Genomic DNA, 13,760 nt, shown 5'->3' with positions numbered 1-13,760 from the left:
ATCAGCTCGGGCCGGCCGACTCGAGGTCGGCGAGACCCTCGACCCGCACGGCGAGCTCCTCATCCCGTCCGAGGACGGCGCGGAGGAGGCGCTGCGAGTCACGCCGGACGGAGAGCACCGCGTCGTCGCGTCGCAGCACGAGGGTGCCGTCCGGCCCAGTGTAGCGCTGCTGCAGGTCGTCCAGCTCACCGGCCCGGAGCAGCGCGACCGTGCTGGACGCCGCCGGGTCGACGAGACGCACGAGGGCCGACTCGCCCTCGAGCTCGCTCGCGACCACCCGCCGGGCGCTCGCGTCGAAGATCGTCTTCTGCGCCGCCCGGGTCACGACGAACGGTCGTGCCGGACCGTCGAGCAGCCGGTCGACGACGTCGCGGGCCGCGTCGGGGCGACCGACCCGTCGGGCCGCGGCCTGCATCCGCGCCAGACGACCCGGCTCGCCCAGGATCCCGTCGATCTTCCACCCGATCGTCGTCGCGGTGTTGCACCGGACGGCGGCACCCTGCTCCATGAGGTAGTCGCCGTTGCGGACCTCCTGCCCGGGGATGGGGTTCACGAGGACCATCGGCAGACCGGCGGCCATGCACTCCGACGCCGACAGTCCTCCGGGCTTGCCGATGAACAGGTCGGCTCGGCGCAGGAGCCGCGGCATCTCGTCGGTGAAGCCGAGCACGGTGTAGCGGTCGTCGCCGGGCGCGATGAGGTCCTCGACGCTCCGCCGCAGTGCCTCGTTCCGCCCGCACACGATCGTCGCGGTGAACGGCGACCGCAGGTGCAGCGTCTGTCGGACGACCGCGAGCGCGTAGTCACCGCCGGACGCACCGGCCGAGATGAGCAACATGGGCGGTGCTGCCGGGTCGCGCTCGGCCGGGGTGCTCGGCTGGGCGGCGATGGGGATCCCCGAAGCCACGACGCGGTCGGGCGGGAGACCGAGGGCCGTCAGCTGGACCCGCCCCTCCTCCCGGGCGAGGAAGAGCGCGTGGAAGGCGCTCGTCAACCACAGCCCCTGGAAGTCGTAGTCCGTGGTGACGATCGCGGTCCTGGCGTCGACGGCGCCGCGGAGGATGAGGGAGGCCAGCAACTGGGCCGGGAGGAAGTGGGTGCAGATGATCGCCGTGGGTCTGAAGCGTTTGATCGCGCTGACCACCGGCATCGCGTTCGCCCGCGTCCAGGGGTCGAGCGGGCCGCGACGACGGAACGGTGCGTCGCTGAGGTCGTAGCCCCACTCCACGAGCCAGGGCGTCTCCTCGACGAGCACGAAGTACCCCTTGCCGAGGACGTCGCAGTACAGGGAGGTGCTCGCCTGCAGGACGTCCAGCACCTCGACCTCGGTGACGTCGGGACGCCCGGCACACGCCTGTTCCACGGCGGCGGCGGCGCTGTTGTGTCCGGACCCGACCCCGGCCGACAGGATCAGGACGCGTTCGCCGCCATCCGGTCCGGGGTGCTGCTTCGATGTCCTGCGCATGAGCCGATGCTAGCGCGCGGCCTCCGGCGCCAGGGCTGCCTCGTACAGACTGATGAGGCGGGTGGTCTGCGTCGACTGGCGCAGGGTGCGGGCGAGGCCCGGTGCGACGACCGGTGCGGTTCCCGCCTCGATGTCGGCGACGGCGCGGCGGATCGCTTCGGCGAGCGCCTCGACCCCACCGTCCGTCGGCTGCCACATCGAGTCGGCCGGGAGCTCCGCCGCGATGTTCGGGTCGCTGATGATCGACGGTGTGCCGAGTGCGGCCGCCTCGAACACGGTCATGCCCTGCGTCTCGAACCCGATCGACGTCTGCACGAGGGCGTCGGCGTCGGTGATCGCGCGCAGCGAGTCGGGGTACGAGACACGACCGGCGAAGACGACGTGGTCGGCGAGGTCGTGTTGTGCGACGAACGCCTGGGCCTTCGCGAGCAGGAGTCCGGCCCCGTACAGGCGGAACACCGCGTCGACGTCCGCGAGCCGGACCGCCTCGAGGAACTCCATGAGCCGCTTCTCCTGGCTGAAGCGGCCGATCCACACGAACGACGGCAGCCGGTGCGGCACGTGGAGCGTGGTCGCGCGTTCGTCGAGGATCTCGTCGAGCACCGCGTCGTCGACGCCCGTCGACAGGACCTCGGCGTGGGCGGTCACGCCCTGCTCGCGGAGGACGCGCGCGAAGTGGTGCGACGGCGCGATGACGACGGCCGCACGCTTGGCGAACTCCTGCAGGTAGGACCAGACGCCGGTCGGCAAGGTCGAGAGCCGCGGCCGGAGGACCCGGCGCTGCCACCACGACAGGGCTCCGACGACGAGGCCCGGCGCCGGCATGGTCTGCTCGATACCGACGTCCATGCGGTTGTGCATCGTGTGGAGGGCCGGGATCCCGTGCCGTTCGGCGTAGCGGTAGGCCGTGAGCGCCTGCCAGAAGTCGGCCTGCACGTGGACGACGTCGACCGGGGGTAGCTCGGCCAGGCGTGCGTCGAGCCAGCGGTCGGTGAGCCGGCCGGGCACGGTCATCGAGTACTCGCGGTCGAGCGTGATGGGGATCGAGGGAGTGTCGAGATAGTGCGGGTCGTCGTCGTGCTCCTGGTGCATCCGCGGCGAGCACACCGTGACGGTGTGCCCCGCGGCCTCCAGGAAGCGCCGCTGCAGCCGGATCGAGACCTGGGCCCCGCCGGACGACTCGGGGTGCTGGTCGCTGAAGACGAGGATGTGCATGGTCACCAAGGCTACCCGTGGCACCGGGGTCGCAGGTGTCCGGCGCCGCGACTCAGGCTTCGTCGAGGACGGCGACGATCGACTCCTGCAGGTACCCGAGCCAGGCGTAGATCGCCATCATGAGCTGCGGATCCTGCTCGTCGTCCGAGCTCGTCGGAGACGGGTCGAACGGCTCCGCGTCGTCCTCCTCGATGCCGAGTCGAGCCGCGATGGTGAGCCGGGTGTCGTTGAGGAACCGCAGCCAGGTCCAGGCCGTCTCGCCCTCGAGGGTCACGGCTGCACCGTCCTCGTGCCCGACAGGGACGTCCGTCGGCTGAGCCGCGTCGGACGCGTCGGCGGTGAGCGCCGCCAGGACGGTCCGCGCCGCGGTCACCTTGCCGCCGACGAGGTCGTCGGCGGTGAAGCGTCGGAACTCCGCGGCGGCCTCGGGGTCGTCGCGGTACCCCTCCGGCACCAGTCTCGCCATGGCGGGGTCGAGCTCCACGGCGGTCGCCAGCCCGGCGCGCGTCGCGTCCTCGAGCATGTCGACGAGCTGGCTCGCCAACTGTTCGAGGATCGAGGTCTCCTGCTCGTCGAGACGGAGCACGACGGGTCCGACGGGCGGACGGACGAAGGCGCTCATGCGTCGGCCTTCGCGAGCGAGGCCCAGAGCCCGTACCCGTGCATCGCCTCGACGTGGCGCTCCATCTCCTCGCGGTTGCCGGTCGCGACGACCGCACGGCCCTCGTGGTGCACGGCGAGCATGAGTCGCTCCGCCTCCTCGTGGGTGTAGCCGAAGTAGCTGCGGAATACGAGTGAGACGTAGGACATGAGGTTCACCGGGTCGTTCCACACGATGGTGACCCACGGTTGCATGGTGAGGGTCGCCTCGTCGACGATCGGCTGGTCGAGGATCTGCGCCATCCTCCAAGCCTCCCACGATGCGTGCCGCAGCGCCTCCCTGCCGGGGTCCGACTCAGGAAGCGGACGGTGCGCCGGCGCGCGGCTGGCGGAGCGGCAAGGTCACGGTGAAGGTGGAGCCGCGGCCCGGGCGGCTGGACACGGTGATCCAGCCATGATGCGCCTCGGTGATGGACTTCACGATCGACAGCCCGAGGCCGACGCCGGGCCGCGCGTCGTCGCGGACCTCCCTGGCCCGGAAGAAGCGGTCGAAGAGCTGCCGCTGGTCGTCCGGTGAGATGCCGATGCCGGTGTCCGCGACGTTCACGGTGCAGGTCTCGCCGTCCACTGCGACGGTCACGACGACGCGCCCACCTCGCGGGGTGTACTTCACCGCGTTCGACAGCAGGTTGTCGAGGACCTGGCGGAGCCGGCCACCGTCGCCCTCCAGTTCCACATGCGGCGGGACCTCGGCTCGGACGACGACACCGGCCTCCGACGCCTGCGGCAGGATCGCTCCCACGCTCTGCCGGGCGATGTCGGCGACGTCGGTGAGGGCGATCCGCACCCGCATCTCGGCGTCGCCCGCAGCGAGCAGGTCGCCGATGATCGCGTACAACTGCTCCGCGTTGCGCTGGATCGTCGAGACCTCGCGCTCGAGCCCGAGCTGCCGAAGGTCATGCCCCTCGGTGAGGAGGTCGAGGTAGCCGATGATCGACGTCAACGGGGTGCGGAGTTCGTGGGACACGTCGATGAGGAACGCTTCCCGCAGCGCCACCGCGTTCGCGAGGTCGGTCACGTCGTGACCGACGGTGATGGTGCCGACGAACGTGCCGTCGTCGGTGTGCACCTGTCGCGCGTTCCCGATGATGGCGCGCTGGTCGCCCGGCTCCCCCACCCAGTACAGATCGCCGCGGAAGCTCTCTCCGCGCAGCGCCCGGTTGATGACCTGCTCGTCGGGCCGCAGCCGGGTCTTCCGGTCCGGTCCGTAGACGTGGACGCCGGCGCGGGTCTTGGGGTCGAACCCCGCCAGTCGGGCCTGCTCGTACGTGGCCTCATTCCGGAGCGCCACCGTGCCGTCGGGCCGGAAGAAGGCGACGGCGGCGTCGACGGATTCCGAGACCGTCGTCGCGACGGCCGCCGATTCCGTCGCCGCGGCGAGCGCGATGCGCGCCCGGCCTTCGTGGGCGCGGAGCTGATGCGCGGCCAGGTGCACGGTGACGGTCATGATGAGGACCAGGGCCGGCAGGATGCAGATCGCACCCCACCCGCCAGGCGTCGTCGGCCACGCTCCGGCGCGCGCGACCGGCACCAGTGAGACGAAGATCGCTCCGAACACCGGCACGGGCAGTGCCGAGACCCCGAACCCACCCGCGAGCCAGAGCACCGGGATCACGATGAGGAGACCCGACGTCGGCAGGTTCGGCAGGGTGTCGCGGAAGAACCCGACGGCGAGGATGTCGATGGTCGGAACGAGCACGAGCAGGCCACGGAGCTTGCCTGACGGCGGCACGGCGAAGAGCAGGGACGTGGCCGCAGCGGTCAGGGACAGCCCGATGAGGAAGTCGGGCTCCAGCAGGGTCCACGTCGAGGTCAGGCCGATGTACAGCCCGAGCATCAGGATCGAGGCGATGAACGCGAACTGCGCACCTGCGAAGAGGTGGTTGGTCCGCGGCAGCGGTGCGGCTGCCGCGGCCGGGACTGCGATGCCGACGGTCGGTGGTGCGGGCCGTGGAGCGGCGGCAGGTCGAGCCGGGGCGGGCCGAGCCTGGCCCGGCTGCGTGGAGGCTGGCCGAGCGCCGCCACGATCACGGAAGCGTGGGTCCTGGGGCTGACGCTGGGCCATGGCTGCTCTCCGGAAGGGGACGAGCGATCACCGGGATCGGGTCGCTCACTCCCGAACCCTACCCGGTGAGCGCACCGCCTTCAGCAACTGTTGACAGTAGGCGACTCAGGTCGGGAGTCGATCGGGCCGCTTGGGCGGGTACACCCAGGTGACCATCACCACCGAGATCATCATGAGGAGGAACCACGACACCAGCTTGGTGAGCGGGACGAGCTGCCAGCCGTCCTCCTGATTCGGGTACAGCCAGGCGCCCGTGATCGTCCCGATGTTCTCGGCGATCCAGATGAAGCAGGCCACGAGCAGGAACGCCACCAGGACGGGCATGCGGTGCGTCCGACGGAACACGCGGAAGTGCATCATCGTCCGTGCGAACACGAGGAGGACGGCCGCGAGCAGCACCCATCGCAGATCGACGATGAAGTGCTGGCTGAAGAAGTTCACGTAGATGCCGGCCGCGATGATCGTCGTGAGCCACACCCGTGGATAGCGGTCGAACCGGAGGTCGAAGAGCCGGTACACCCGGACCATGTACGACCCGACGGCCGCGTACATGAACCCGGTGTACAAGGGCACGGAGCCGAGGTGCAGGACCCCGCCGCCGTCGTACTCCCACGACCCCACCCCGGTCTTGAACAGCTCCATGCCCGTCCCGACGACGTGGAACAGGACGATCACCCAGAGCTCGCGGCCCGTCTCGAGCCTGGTGACGATCATGACCACCTGGATGACGATCGCAGCGATGACGAGCGCATCGTTCCGGGCGAGCCAGACGTCGTCCGGGTACCAGAGGCGGGCGGCGACGATGACCGCGAGCATCGCTGCGCCGAAGATGCACGCCCACGCCTGTTTCGCCCCGAAGACGAGGAACTCGACGGCCTTCGCCCGTGCACCGCCGTCGGGGGCGTCGCGAAGGAGACGGTTGGCCCGGTCGTCGATCCAGCGCTCGACCGCGGTCAGTTCGTGCTGGTCCACCCGACGTCCGTCGCGACCCGCTCCGTCTGCGGGGGTGGGCGGCTCGGACATCGGGCCAGCATACGGGCACACGCCGCGCCGGACCTGAGACGTCGGGACCGCCCCGACGTGGGCTTCGACGGGCAGCTCCTAGGGTGGATCCATGCCGCAGAACCGCACGCTCCGGACCGCCGCCACGGCGTTGCTCGCCATGGCAGCCGTCCTCGGCCTCTCGGGCTGTGGCGACGTGAACGCGACTTCCGCCGCCGGGCGGGACTCCGAGCACCTCCTGGACGGCGTCCCGGAGGTGGCCGATGTCGACACGACCGGGAGCAACACCCTGCCGTGGAGCGGCACGGCATCGGCGTCGGTGCTCATGGACGACGACGTCACCGACGATCGGCTGAGCGCGATCGTGGACCGCATCGGCGGGTTCCTGAACGAGCAGGCGAAACGGAGCGGCGGAGCGACGTGGGAGGGCGTCGACCTCACCGTCCGTGGGTTCACCCTGTCCGTCCTCGACCGACGAGCCGACAACGCGACCCAGCTGGAGCTGCTCGCGTCACTCGAGGACGAGGGCGTGCCGGGCGGTGAGCTGCAGCTCGCCTCCGCTGGAACCGACGGTGCACGTGCGTCCTCGCTCTCCCTCGTGGCGCGTCCCGGAGAGGACTTCCTCGACGCTTACGACCTGGCCAGGGCGACCGCCGACGCGACGCCCGCCTACGCCGCCGCGGTCGTCAGCGGCCGCAGCGACGACGGTGTCGACCCGGCCGAACCCGACGAGGACGATACCGACGATGCGGCCCCCGGCTTCCTCAACTGGGACGGGGACGCGCGGTTCTCCATCTCCTCAGGCGTCGACGACGACGCGACGGTCGGCGGCGACCCCGGTACGACCCGTGCCGCCTACCTGGCCGTCGCCGGACGGTTCGAGGTCATCGGCGCCGCGCTGACCCCGGCCACGATCGACCTCCGCGTCTCGAGCGTCGACGACGTGGCCGCCGCGACCGCGGTGGCGACGAGTGCGGTTCCGGCGGACGTCGCAGTGGAGGTCCAGGGCGGTATCGTCACCTGGGATGACGGCGTCCAGTCGGCGGACATGCTGCCGGTCGTCCAGGCGCTCGGCGCGGTGCCCGGCGTGACCGCGATCGCGGCGTCGAGTGACAGCGTCAGGCTCACCGTCGCGGGTCCGGGCGCCGGGCGCACCGCCCTCGACGTCCTCGACGCCCTGCCCGAGGCGTCAATCGTCGAGTCGCTCGGCATCGACGGCCCCGTCGTGAGCGGTTCCCCTGGAACGTTCTCCGTGCGTGGCGCTCGCGGGGACGCGACCGTGCTGTTCGGCCTGGTCGAGCGGTTGACCGCCATGGGCTCGCTGGCGTCCGTCGAGAGCAGTATCGGTCGCCTGCACGTCGAATTCCACGCGGGCGACGACACGACGCTCGGGGCGGCGATCGGCCTGGTCAAGGCGAGCGTCGCTCCGGGAACGTGGACCAGCATCGAGGTCGAGGGTGAGCGGGGGACCTGGTGGTTCGACGCCGCGGACACCATCACCATCGACGCTTCCGAGTACGCCGACGAGTCCCCGGAGGAGACTGCGCTCCGCGAGCGCATCGAGCGCCTCTGGAACGCCGCCTGACGGTCACGACTCCTGCAACGCCCGCCCGGACCGTCGAGGACGCCGGTGTCCGAGCGGCCGGTGCCCCCGGGACGGTCCAAGCAGCAGGAGTTACGGACGCGGCTCGACGGCGGCCCGGGGGCGCGAGACCGTCACCGTGAACTTCTGGTTGCGCGCGAACTGCGTCGTCGGACCGACGAGCCGCTCGAGGGCAGCCCGGTAGCCGAGGTGCGAGTTCCACACGACGGCGAGGGTGCCGCCCGGCTGCAGGACGCGCGCGGCCTCGGCGAACAGGTCGTGGGCGACGCCCGTGTGGACGGTGGTCCCGCTGTGGAAGGGCGGGTTCAGGACGATGAGGTCGGCTGACGCGTCCGGCTGCATCGACAGGCCGTCGTCGCGGAGCACCGTGATGCGCTCGGCCAGCCGGCGGTCGGCGTCGTCGTTGGCGGCGATGGTCGCGGTGGTCGAGGCGACGGCTGCAGCGGACTGATCGGTCGCGATGACCGCGAGCTCGGGCCGGGCGATGGCGAGCGACACCGCGAGGACGCCGGTGCCGCAGCCGAGGTCGATGGCCGTCCGGGCGTCGGGCGCGATCTCCGGTAGCGCCTCCAGCAGGAAGCGGGTGCCGATGTCGAGCTTCGTGCCGGCGAACGCTGCGCCGGCGGCGGCGATGGTCAGGCCGATGTCGGCATGGTGCTCGGTGCGCAGCGCGGTCGACGCCGTGGTGTCGGCCTCGTCACGCGCTCCCTCGACGGCGGCGGTCACCGGATCGCTCGCACGGAGCACTCGGGACTTCTGCCGGGCGAGGCTCGCGGTGACGGTCGCGAAGCTCCGACCGAGGACCTCGTTCATCGCGGGCGTGAGGTGCTTCACCCGGCCACCGGCCAGGAGACGGACGTCGACGGCGCCCCAGCGGGCCACGGCGGCGGCGATCTCATGCAGGGCTTCGAGGTGCTTCGGGAGTTGGAGGAGGACGAGTGATGCGCCCGTGAACAGCTCCTCGCCGAGCGGCAGGTTACGGAAGCCACCGTCGACGCCGAGCCGTTCGGCGTTGGCCGCGAGGGCGTGTTCACCGACGGCGGCGTCCTGGTGGACCCGGACGTCGGTCGCCCCCAGGAGCGCGATGGCGCCGAGGGTCAGCGCCCCGTAGGCGTCGCCGACCACGACGATCTCGCCGGGCGTCGGCACCCGCCCGGCGAGGGCAGCGGCCGCTTCGTCGAGCAGGAGCCGGTCGGTCGCGTCGACGGCGAAGAGGTTGGGTGCCTCGTGATCGGGGAACCGGCGCAGCGCGTCGAAGGAGAACTCGGGCATCCCATCAGCGTAACCGGCCGCGCGATACGAGGAACGGCGTCACCGACGGCGGGCGCGCCGAGCCGGCTTCTCCGCCTTCACGGCTCGGAGGACGGCCGGGAAGACGAGGACGCCGAGCCCGGCGGAGACGAGGAGGTTGACGACCGTGGCGATCGCGACGCCCTGGCCGAAAGCGCGGACGGTCTCGAGGCCGCTGGCGTCCTCGGCGCGGACGGACGCGATCGCACCGAACACGATCACGAGGCTGATGACCGCGAAGATGAGCTGCAGCGGAACGGTGGCCCACATGCCCCAGTGCGTGACGGCTCCTGCGCGACGCACGCCGTGACGCCGCAGGATCCGCAGGCTGAGGCCGATGCCGCCGAGGAAGGCGACGACCCCGAGCGCGACGTACCCCCACACCCAGGCGCCGAACGGCGGTGTCAGGAAGAGCAGGATGAAGCCGAACACACGCGAGAAGCCGTCGACCCATTCGGCCTCGCCCGCACCGAGCAGGACGCCGACGAGGATGGGGGCGCCGATCACGACGAGCGTCAGCAGCGGAAGCACGCCCGCGATGACGCCGAAGTACATGAGCGGGTAGGCGGTCAGTCCGGTCAGCCGGGCGCCGCGCCGCCTCCGGGCCGTCGCGGGTGCGGTCTGCGCCGGGTCCGGCTTCGTCACCACGGGCTGCGCGCTCATGCCCCAACCCTACGCGGCCGTGGTCGCTCTCACTCGTCGTTCATACTCGTCACCGTGTAACCCGCTGACGACGCTGTGGATTCGCAGGTTCGCTCAGAATCCGATGGTCCAGGAGGGTTGCCGGCACGTTTCGTTGATGGCGCGCCAGGACTCCTCATCGGCCATTGCCCGAGTGACGTCGGATGCTCCGTAGGCCATCCACCGTTCGTCTGGATAGGAATCGAGGAATCGCTGCTTCGACGGTGGATCATCCACCTGGTAGCCCTCGGCGATGAGGCACTCCCGCGTCGCGAGTTCCTCCTCGTACAGCTCTTCGATCCCCTCTTGGGACAGGTCTCGGGTCATCTCCTCGAGTGGCGCCCAACATGCCTCGGCGTCCTGGTCGTATCGCTCCTCCTGCCCCGCGGGGACGTCATCACTGGTGATGTCGACTCCGCCGTCCCAACTGATGGTCACCGGCCAGCCTTTGTCGACGAGGCAGCGATACGCCTGGTCCGCGCGCGGAGACAGCGACAACCCTTCCTGCGTGGGTGTCGTGGAGGGTTGGTCACCGGCAGGTGCACAACCGACGATCACCACCAGCATCACTGCCGCCCCGATGGCACAAGCCACTCTCTTCAACATATGACGACTCCGTCCCGACCGCATTCTGACGATCAGCTTGGTAAATGTCAGCTGTTGAAGTATTACATAGATACCGCTAAGTTGGTCACCCACCCAGCGATGTCCTTGTCCGGTTGCAGGGTACGGATGGCATCGAGTGGGCCGGGGCGTTCTCGACGGCTGAGGACGCACGGAACACACGCAATCCAGAAGGCACGCGCGTACCCGTCAGGCATCTCCATTCCACGAACCTGGACGTCCTCGGTCTGGGGCCGGCGACCAGTCCTTCCGATGTCGTGTTCGCTTCGTCCGCGGCGCTCGAACAGTTCGGTCTGCCGGACATCGCTGGAGCGGTCATAACCTCGGACGGGAAAGTGCTCGGCGTCGGAGGAAGAATGTGGACACCCGGGTTTCTGACGGCGTTCGAACCTCTCGCAGTCGTGCCACACGATGTTCCTGCGCAACCAGAGCCTGTGGCTGTCCTGGTCGTGATCGCCTCGAGCGCAGCGCTTGTGCCCGTCATTGCCGAGTTCGCGAGAACGGTTGTCGGCTCACACGATCCCTCCAGGATCGTCGTGCAGACCAGTACCAGCCTGACGGCGATGAAGGAGCTCGTCGAAGGTCAGCTGAATACTTACTCTCGAGGCCTCGTACTCGGCCTCCTCGGTCTCAACGGTGTCGCGGTCGCCCTCATTCTGTTCGGCCTCGTGATGATGCGGAGGAAGGACTTCGGCCGGAGGCGCGCGCTCGGCGCCAGCAGGCAGCTGATCGTGGAATTGCTACTGACACAGACCGGCGCGCTCGCGGCAACGGGCGTTGCTTGCGGACTCGCCGCCGCAACGGGCTCTCTGCTGCTCTCCGGAGACCCACTCCCCGGCGTCGAATTCTGCATCGCGCTCGGAGTTGTCGCGTGGTCGACGACTGTGGTGTCAGCCCTCGTCCCTGCGATTGTCGCGAGCCAACGCGATCCGATTCACGAACTCCGGGTCCCCTAAACAGCACCCACACGAAAGCGCACTCGTGGTCGTCATCCGCGCGGGATGACGACCACGAGGGCGCTTTCGTCGGCTACTCGGAGAGCGACGGCCGCCAGACGACGACCTCGGTCCGGCGGCGGGTGCGGGTACCGCTCCGCATCGGGACGACGCTCCCCTCCATGCCGGCGGCGAACACCCGGTTGCCCGGGGTTCGCAGCAGGGCGTTGGCGAGCGCGTGCTCGAGCTCCCGCACCCGACCCTGGAGCGAGCTGACCTCGTTCTCCAGGGTCAGGATGCGGGAGATGCCCTCGAGGCTGACGCCCTCGGCACTGAGCCTCGACACCTCACGGAGCTGGGCGATGTCGCGCATCGAGTACCTGCGTGACTTCCCCGCGGTCCGCGTCGGCGACACGAGCCCGAGCCGGTCGTACTGCCGAAGGGTCTGCGGGTGCATGCCGGCGAGCTCGGCAGCCATCGCGATCGCGAAGACCGGCGAATGCTCGTCCATGTTCCCTGCCCTTCCGTGTGCTGTTGGCTACTAGCCCCGAGCCCTGGCGATGAGCTCGTCGCGGGGGTTGTCCTTCGGCTCCAGCTCGTGGAACCGTTCGAGTGCTTCCTTGGCCTCGCCGCCGAGATGGGCCGGGACGACGATCTGCACGACGGCCAAGAGGTCGCCGGTGCCCTTCGTCGTCGCGACACCGCGGCCCTTGACGCGGAGGACGCGGCCGCTCGGCGTACCGGGGGCGACGCGCAGCTTGACGGGGTCGCCGCCGAGCGTCGGAACCTCGATCGTGGCGCCGAGCGCGGCCTCCACGAAGGTGACCGGCACGGTGACGCGGAGGTTCAGGCCGTCGCGTTCGAACACGGGATGCTTGCGGACACTCACGGTGACCACGATATCGCCGGGTTCGCCGCCGTCCGGACTCGGCTGCCCCTTGCCGCGCAGGCGGATCTTCTGTCCATCCGACACACCCGCCGGGATCTTCACCTTGATGGTGCGTCCCTCGGAGGTCTGCAGGGAGATGGTGTCGCCCTGCGTGGCCGTGATGAAGTCGATCGTCGTGTGCGCGGTGATGTCGCGGCCCGGCGTGGGTCCGCCGTAGCCGCGGAAGCCACCGGAAGTCTGGCCGAAGCCACCCTGGCCGAACATGCCGCCGAGGATGTCCTCGTATCCGGGAGGAGCCTGCTGGTAGCTGTAGCTCTGGCGACCGCCACCACCACCGCCCCCACCGAACATCGTCCCGAAGACGTCCTCGAAGCCGCCCTGGCCGCCGCCGGCACCCGGGGCGGTGAAGCGTGCTCCACCGCCCATGGCGCGAACGGCGTCGTACTCCTTGCGCTGCTCGGGGTCGCCGAGGACCGAGTGGGCCTCGCTGATCTCCTTGAACTTCGCCTCGGCCTTCGCATCACCCGGGTTGGAGTCCGGGTGGTACTGCCGGGCGAGCTTCCGGTAGACCTTCTTCAGTTCCGCCGGCGTCACGTCCTTCTTGACGCCGAGGACCTTGTAGAAGTCCTTGTCGAACCAGTCCTGACTCGCCATGGCTAGCTCGCCGGGACCGCGACGACCACCTTCGCGGCGCGCAGCAGGGTGGAGCCCAGGTGGTACCCGGTCTCCACGACGTCGAGGACGGTCTCGCCCTCGGCGCCCGGCGTGGGCTGCTGGAAGATGGCCTCGTGCACGTTGGGGTCGAAGGTCTCGCCGACCGCCCCGAACGGCTTCAGCCCGAGCTTCTCGGCAGCGCCGCGGAGCTTGGCCGCGATCTGCGTGAAGGGGGCGTCGCCCTCGAGGTCGCCGTGCTTGTCAGCGCGGTCGAGGTCGTCGAGCACCGGGAGCAGGACCTTGGCGACCTCGCCGGTGGTGCGCTCGCGCTCCACCTCGCGGCCGGCCTCGGTGCGCTTCCGGTAGTTCGCGTACTCGGCCGTGACGCGCTGCAGGTCGCCGAGGCGTTCTGCAGCGAGCTGCTCGGCCGGGGAGAGGTCGCCGCCCTGCACGGGCTCCTCGGGAGCCGCGTTGAGGATGTCCTCGACGGTCAGCTCGTCGTCGGCGGCCGGTGCGTCGGCGTCGGCGGATTCGGCAGGTGCGCCCGAGGGGGCCGACGCGTCGGCGTCAGCCCCCTCGGTGCCAGGCTGACGAACCTCGCCGGTCTCCGGGTCGATCCGCCGCTTGTCGCGGATGATGGGATCGTCCTGGTTCTGGTTCTGGTTCTCGTCAGTCAT

14 protein-coding genes are annotated in these 13,760 nt (G+C 70.1%); 2 read left to right on the top strand and 12 right to left on the bottom strand.

Translation table 11 applies throughout. The features are described from left to right. Position 1: 1 nt before the first annotated feature. The 6 genes from GV015_RS06825 to GV015_RS06800 all read right to left on the bottom strand — a co-directional run bounded on the left by GV015_RS06825 (position 2) and on the right by GV015_RS06800 (position 6,428). Positions 2-1,465 carry an MGDG synthase family glycosyltransferase gene (locus tag GV015_RS06825; protein ID WP_159877529.1) on the bottom strand — a complete coding sequence of 488 codons (1,464 nt, stop codon included), beginning with the start codon at positions 1,463-1,465 and terminating at the stop codon, positions 2-4. Positions 1,466-1,474: 9 nt separating this feature from the next. After that, on the bottom strand, positions 1,475-2,680 hold the full coding sequence (locus GV015_RS06820; RefSeq protein WP_159877527.1) for a glycosyltransferase: 1,206 nt from the start codon (positions 2,678-2,680) through the stop codon (positions 1,475-1,477). A gap of 52 nt (positions 2,681-2,732) precedes the next feature. Beyond that, positions 2,733-3,302 carry a DUF2017 family protein gene (locus GV015_RS06815; RefSeq protein ID WP_079704959.1) on the bottom strand — a complete coding sequence of 190 codons (570 nt, stop codon included), beginning with the start codon at positions 3,300-3,302 and terminating at the stop codon, positions 2,733-2,735. After that, positions 3,299-3,583: an ATP-dependent Clp protease adapter ClpS gene (gene clpS, locus GV015_RS06810; protein WP_056009029.1), complete on the bottom strand. Its 285-nt coding sequence runs from the start codon at positions 3,581-3,583 to the stop codon at positions 3,299-3,301. The genes GV015_RS06815 and clpS overlap by 4 nt, the downstream gene beginning before the upstream one ends. A 52-nt stretch (positions 3,584-3,635) precedes the next feature. Then, positions 3,636-5,405, bottom strand: a complete 1,770-nt coding sequence (locus GV015_RS06805; protein WP_159877525.1) for a cell wall metabolism sensor histidine kinase WalK — start codon at positions 5,403-5,405, stop codon at positions 3,636-3,638. 105 nt (positions 5,406-5,510) lie between these two features. Further along, positions 5,511-6,428 (bottom strand): DUF817 domain-containing protein, encoded by a 918-nt coding sequence (locus GV015_RS06800; protein WP_159877523.1) that lies wholly within the window; start codon positions 6,426-6,428, stop codon positions 5,511-5,513. Between the two features lie 91 nt (positions 6,429-6,519). Here GV015_RS06800 and GV015_RS06795 point away from each other — a divergent pair, with 91 nt between their 5' ends. Next, positions 6,520-7,992: a hypothetical protein gene (locus GV015_RS06795; protein ID WP_159877521.1), complete on the top strand. Its 1,473-nt coding sequence runs from the start codon at positions 6,520-6,522 to the stop codon at positions 7,990-7,992. Between the two features lie 90 nt (positions 7,993-8,082). Here GV015_RS06795 and GV015_RS06790 read toward each other — a convergent pair whose 3' ends face one another. From GV015_RS06790 to GV015_RS06780, 3 genes are all read right to left on the bottom strand, one after another. Beyond that, a complete protein-coding gene (locus GV015_RS06790; protein WP_159877519.1) occupies positions 8,083-9,282 on the bottom strand; it encodes a methyltransferase in 1,200 nt (399 codons plus the stop codon). Positions 9,283-9,321: 39 nt separating this feature from the next. After that, complete coding sequence (locus GV015_RS06785) at positions 9,322-9,963, bottom strand: hypothetical protein (RefSeq protein ID WP_159877517.1); 642 nt, start codon at positions 9,961-9,963, stop codon at positions 9,322-9,324. Between the two features lie 93 nt (positions 9,964-10,056). Continuing rightward, on the bottom strand, positions 10,057-10,587 hold the full coding sequence (locus GV015_RS06780) for a hypothetical protein (RefSeq protein ID WP_079704953.1): 531 nt from the start codon (positions 10,585-10,587) through the stop codon (positions 10,057-10,059). Between the two features lie 275 nt (positions 10,588-10,862). Between GV015_RS06780 and GV015_RS06775 the strand changes: the two genes are divergently transcribed. Next, on the top strand, positions 10,863-11,561 hold the full coding sequence (locus GV015_RS06775; RefSeq protein ID WP_159877513.1) for an FtsX-like permease family protein: 699 nt from the start codon (positions 10,863-10,865) through the stop codon (positions 11,559-11,561). 73 nt (positions 11,562-11,634) lie between these two features. On the opposite strand, the gene GV015_RS06770 is transcribed toward GV015_RS06775, so the two are convergent. From GV015_RS06770 to GV015_RS06760, 3 genes are read right to left on the bottom strand one after another with little or no spacing between them, the layout of a single operon-like run. Then, complete coding sequence (locus GV015_RS06770) at positions 11,635-12,051, bottom strand: heat shock protein transcriptional repressor HspR (RefSeq protein ID WP_064297156.1); 417 nt, start codon at positions 12,049-12,051, stop codon at positions 11,635-11,637. 30 nt (positions 12,052-12,081) lie between these two features. After that, positions 12,082-13,083 carry a DnaJ C-terminal domain-containing protein gene (locus GV015_RS06765; RefSeq protein ID WP_079704948.1) on the bottom strand — a complete coding sequence of 334 codons (1,002 nt, stop codon included), beginning with the start codon at positions 13,081-13,083 and terminating at the stop codon, positions 12,082-12,084. Positions 13,084-13,085: 2 nt separating this feature from the next. Beyond that, positions 13,086-13,760, bottom strand: coding sequence for a nucleotide exchange factor GrpE (locus tag GV015_RS06760; RefSeq protein WP_079704947.1), 675 nt, complete (start codon positions 13,758-13,760; stop codon positions 13,086-13,088).

It is taken from the genome of Plantibacter sp. T3, from assembly GCF_902506515.1.
GTDB classification, from domain to species: Bacteria; Actinomycetota; Actinomycetes; order Actinomycetales; family Microbacteriaceae; genus Plantibacter; species Plantibacter auratus.
This window is presented reverse-complemented; position numbering and strand designations above follow the sequence as displayed.

Excerpts from the sequence above, each read along its gene's own strand:
- GV015_RS06825 (WP_159877529.1), bottom strand. The coding sequence starts at position 1,465 with ATGCGCAGGACATCGAAGCAGCACCCCGGACCGGATGGCGGCGAACGC.
- GV015_RS06820 (WP_159877527.1), bottom strand. The coding sequence starts at position 2,680 with ATGCACATCCTCGTCTTCAGCGACCAGCACCCCGAGTCGTCCGGCGGG.
- GV015_RS06815 (WP_079704959.1), bottom strand. The coding sequence starts at position 3,302 with ATGAGCGCCTTCGTCCGTCCGCCCGTCGGACCCGTCGTGCTCCGTCTC.
- clpS (WP_056009029.1), bottom strand. The coding sequence starts at position 3,583 with ATGGCGCAGATCCTCGACCAGCCGATCGTCGACGAGGCGACCCTCACC.
- GV015_RS06805 (WP_159877525.1), bottom strand. The coding sequence starts at position 5,405 with ATGGCCCAGCGTCAGCCCCAGGACCCACGCTTCCGTGATCGTGGCGGC.
- GV015_RS06800 (WP_159877523.1), bottom strand. The coding sequence starts at position 6,428 with ATGTCCGAGCCGCCCACCCCCGCAGACGGAGCGGGTCGCGACGGACGT.
- GV015_RS06795 (WP_159877521.1), top strand. The coding sequence starts at position 6,520 with ATGCCGCAGAACCGCACGCTCCGGACCGCCGCCACGGCGTTGCTCGCC.
- GV015_RS06790 (WP_159877519.1), bottom strand. The coding sequence starts at position 9,282 with ATGCCCGAGTTCTCCTTCGACGCGCTGCGCCGGTTCCCCGATCACGAG.
- GV015_RS06785 (WP_159877517.1), bottom strand. The coding sequence starts at position 9,963 with ATGAGCGCGCAGCCCGTGGTGACGAAGCCGGACCCGGCGCAGACCGCA.
- GV015_RS06780 (WP_079704953.1), bottom strand. The coding sequence starts at position 10,587 with ATGTTGAAGAGAGTGGCTTGTGCCATCGGGGCGGCAGTGATGCTGGTG.
- GV015_RS06770 (WP_064297156.1), bottom strand. The coding sequence starts at position 12,051 with ATGGACGAGCATTCGCCGGTCTTCGCGATCGCGATGGCTGCCGAGCTC.
- GV015_RS06765 (WP_079704948.1), bottom strand. The coding sequence starts at position 13,083 with ATGGCGAGTCAGGACTGGTTCGACAAGGACTTCTACAAGGTCCTCGGC.
- GV015_RS06760 (WP_079704947.1), bottom strand. The coding sequence starts at position 13,760 with ATGACTGACGAGAACCAGAACCAGAACCAGGACGATCCCATCATCCGC.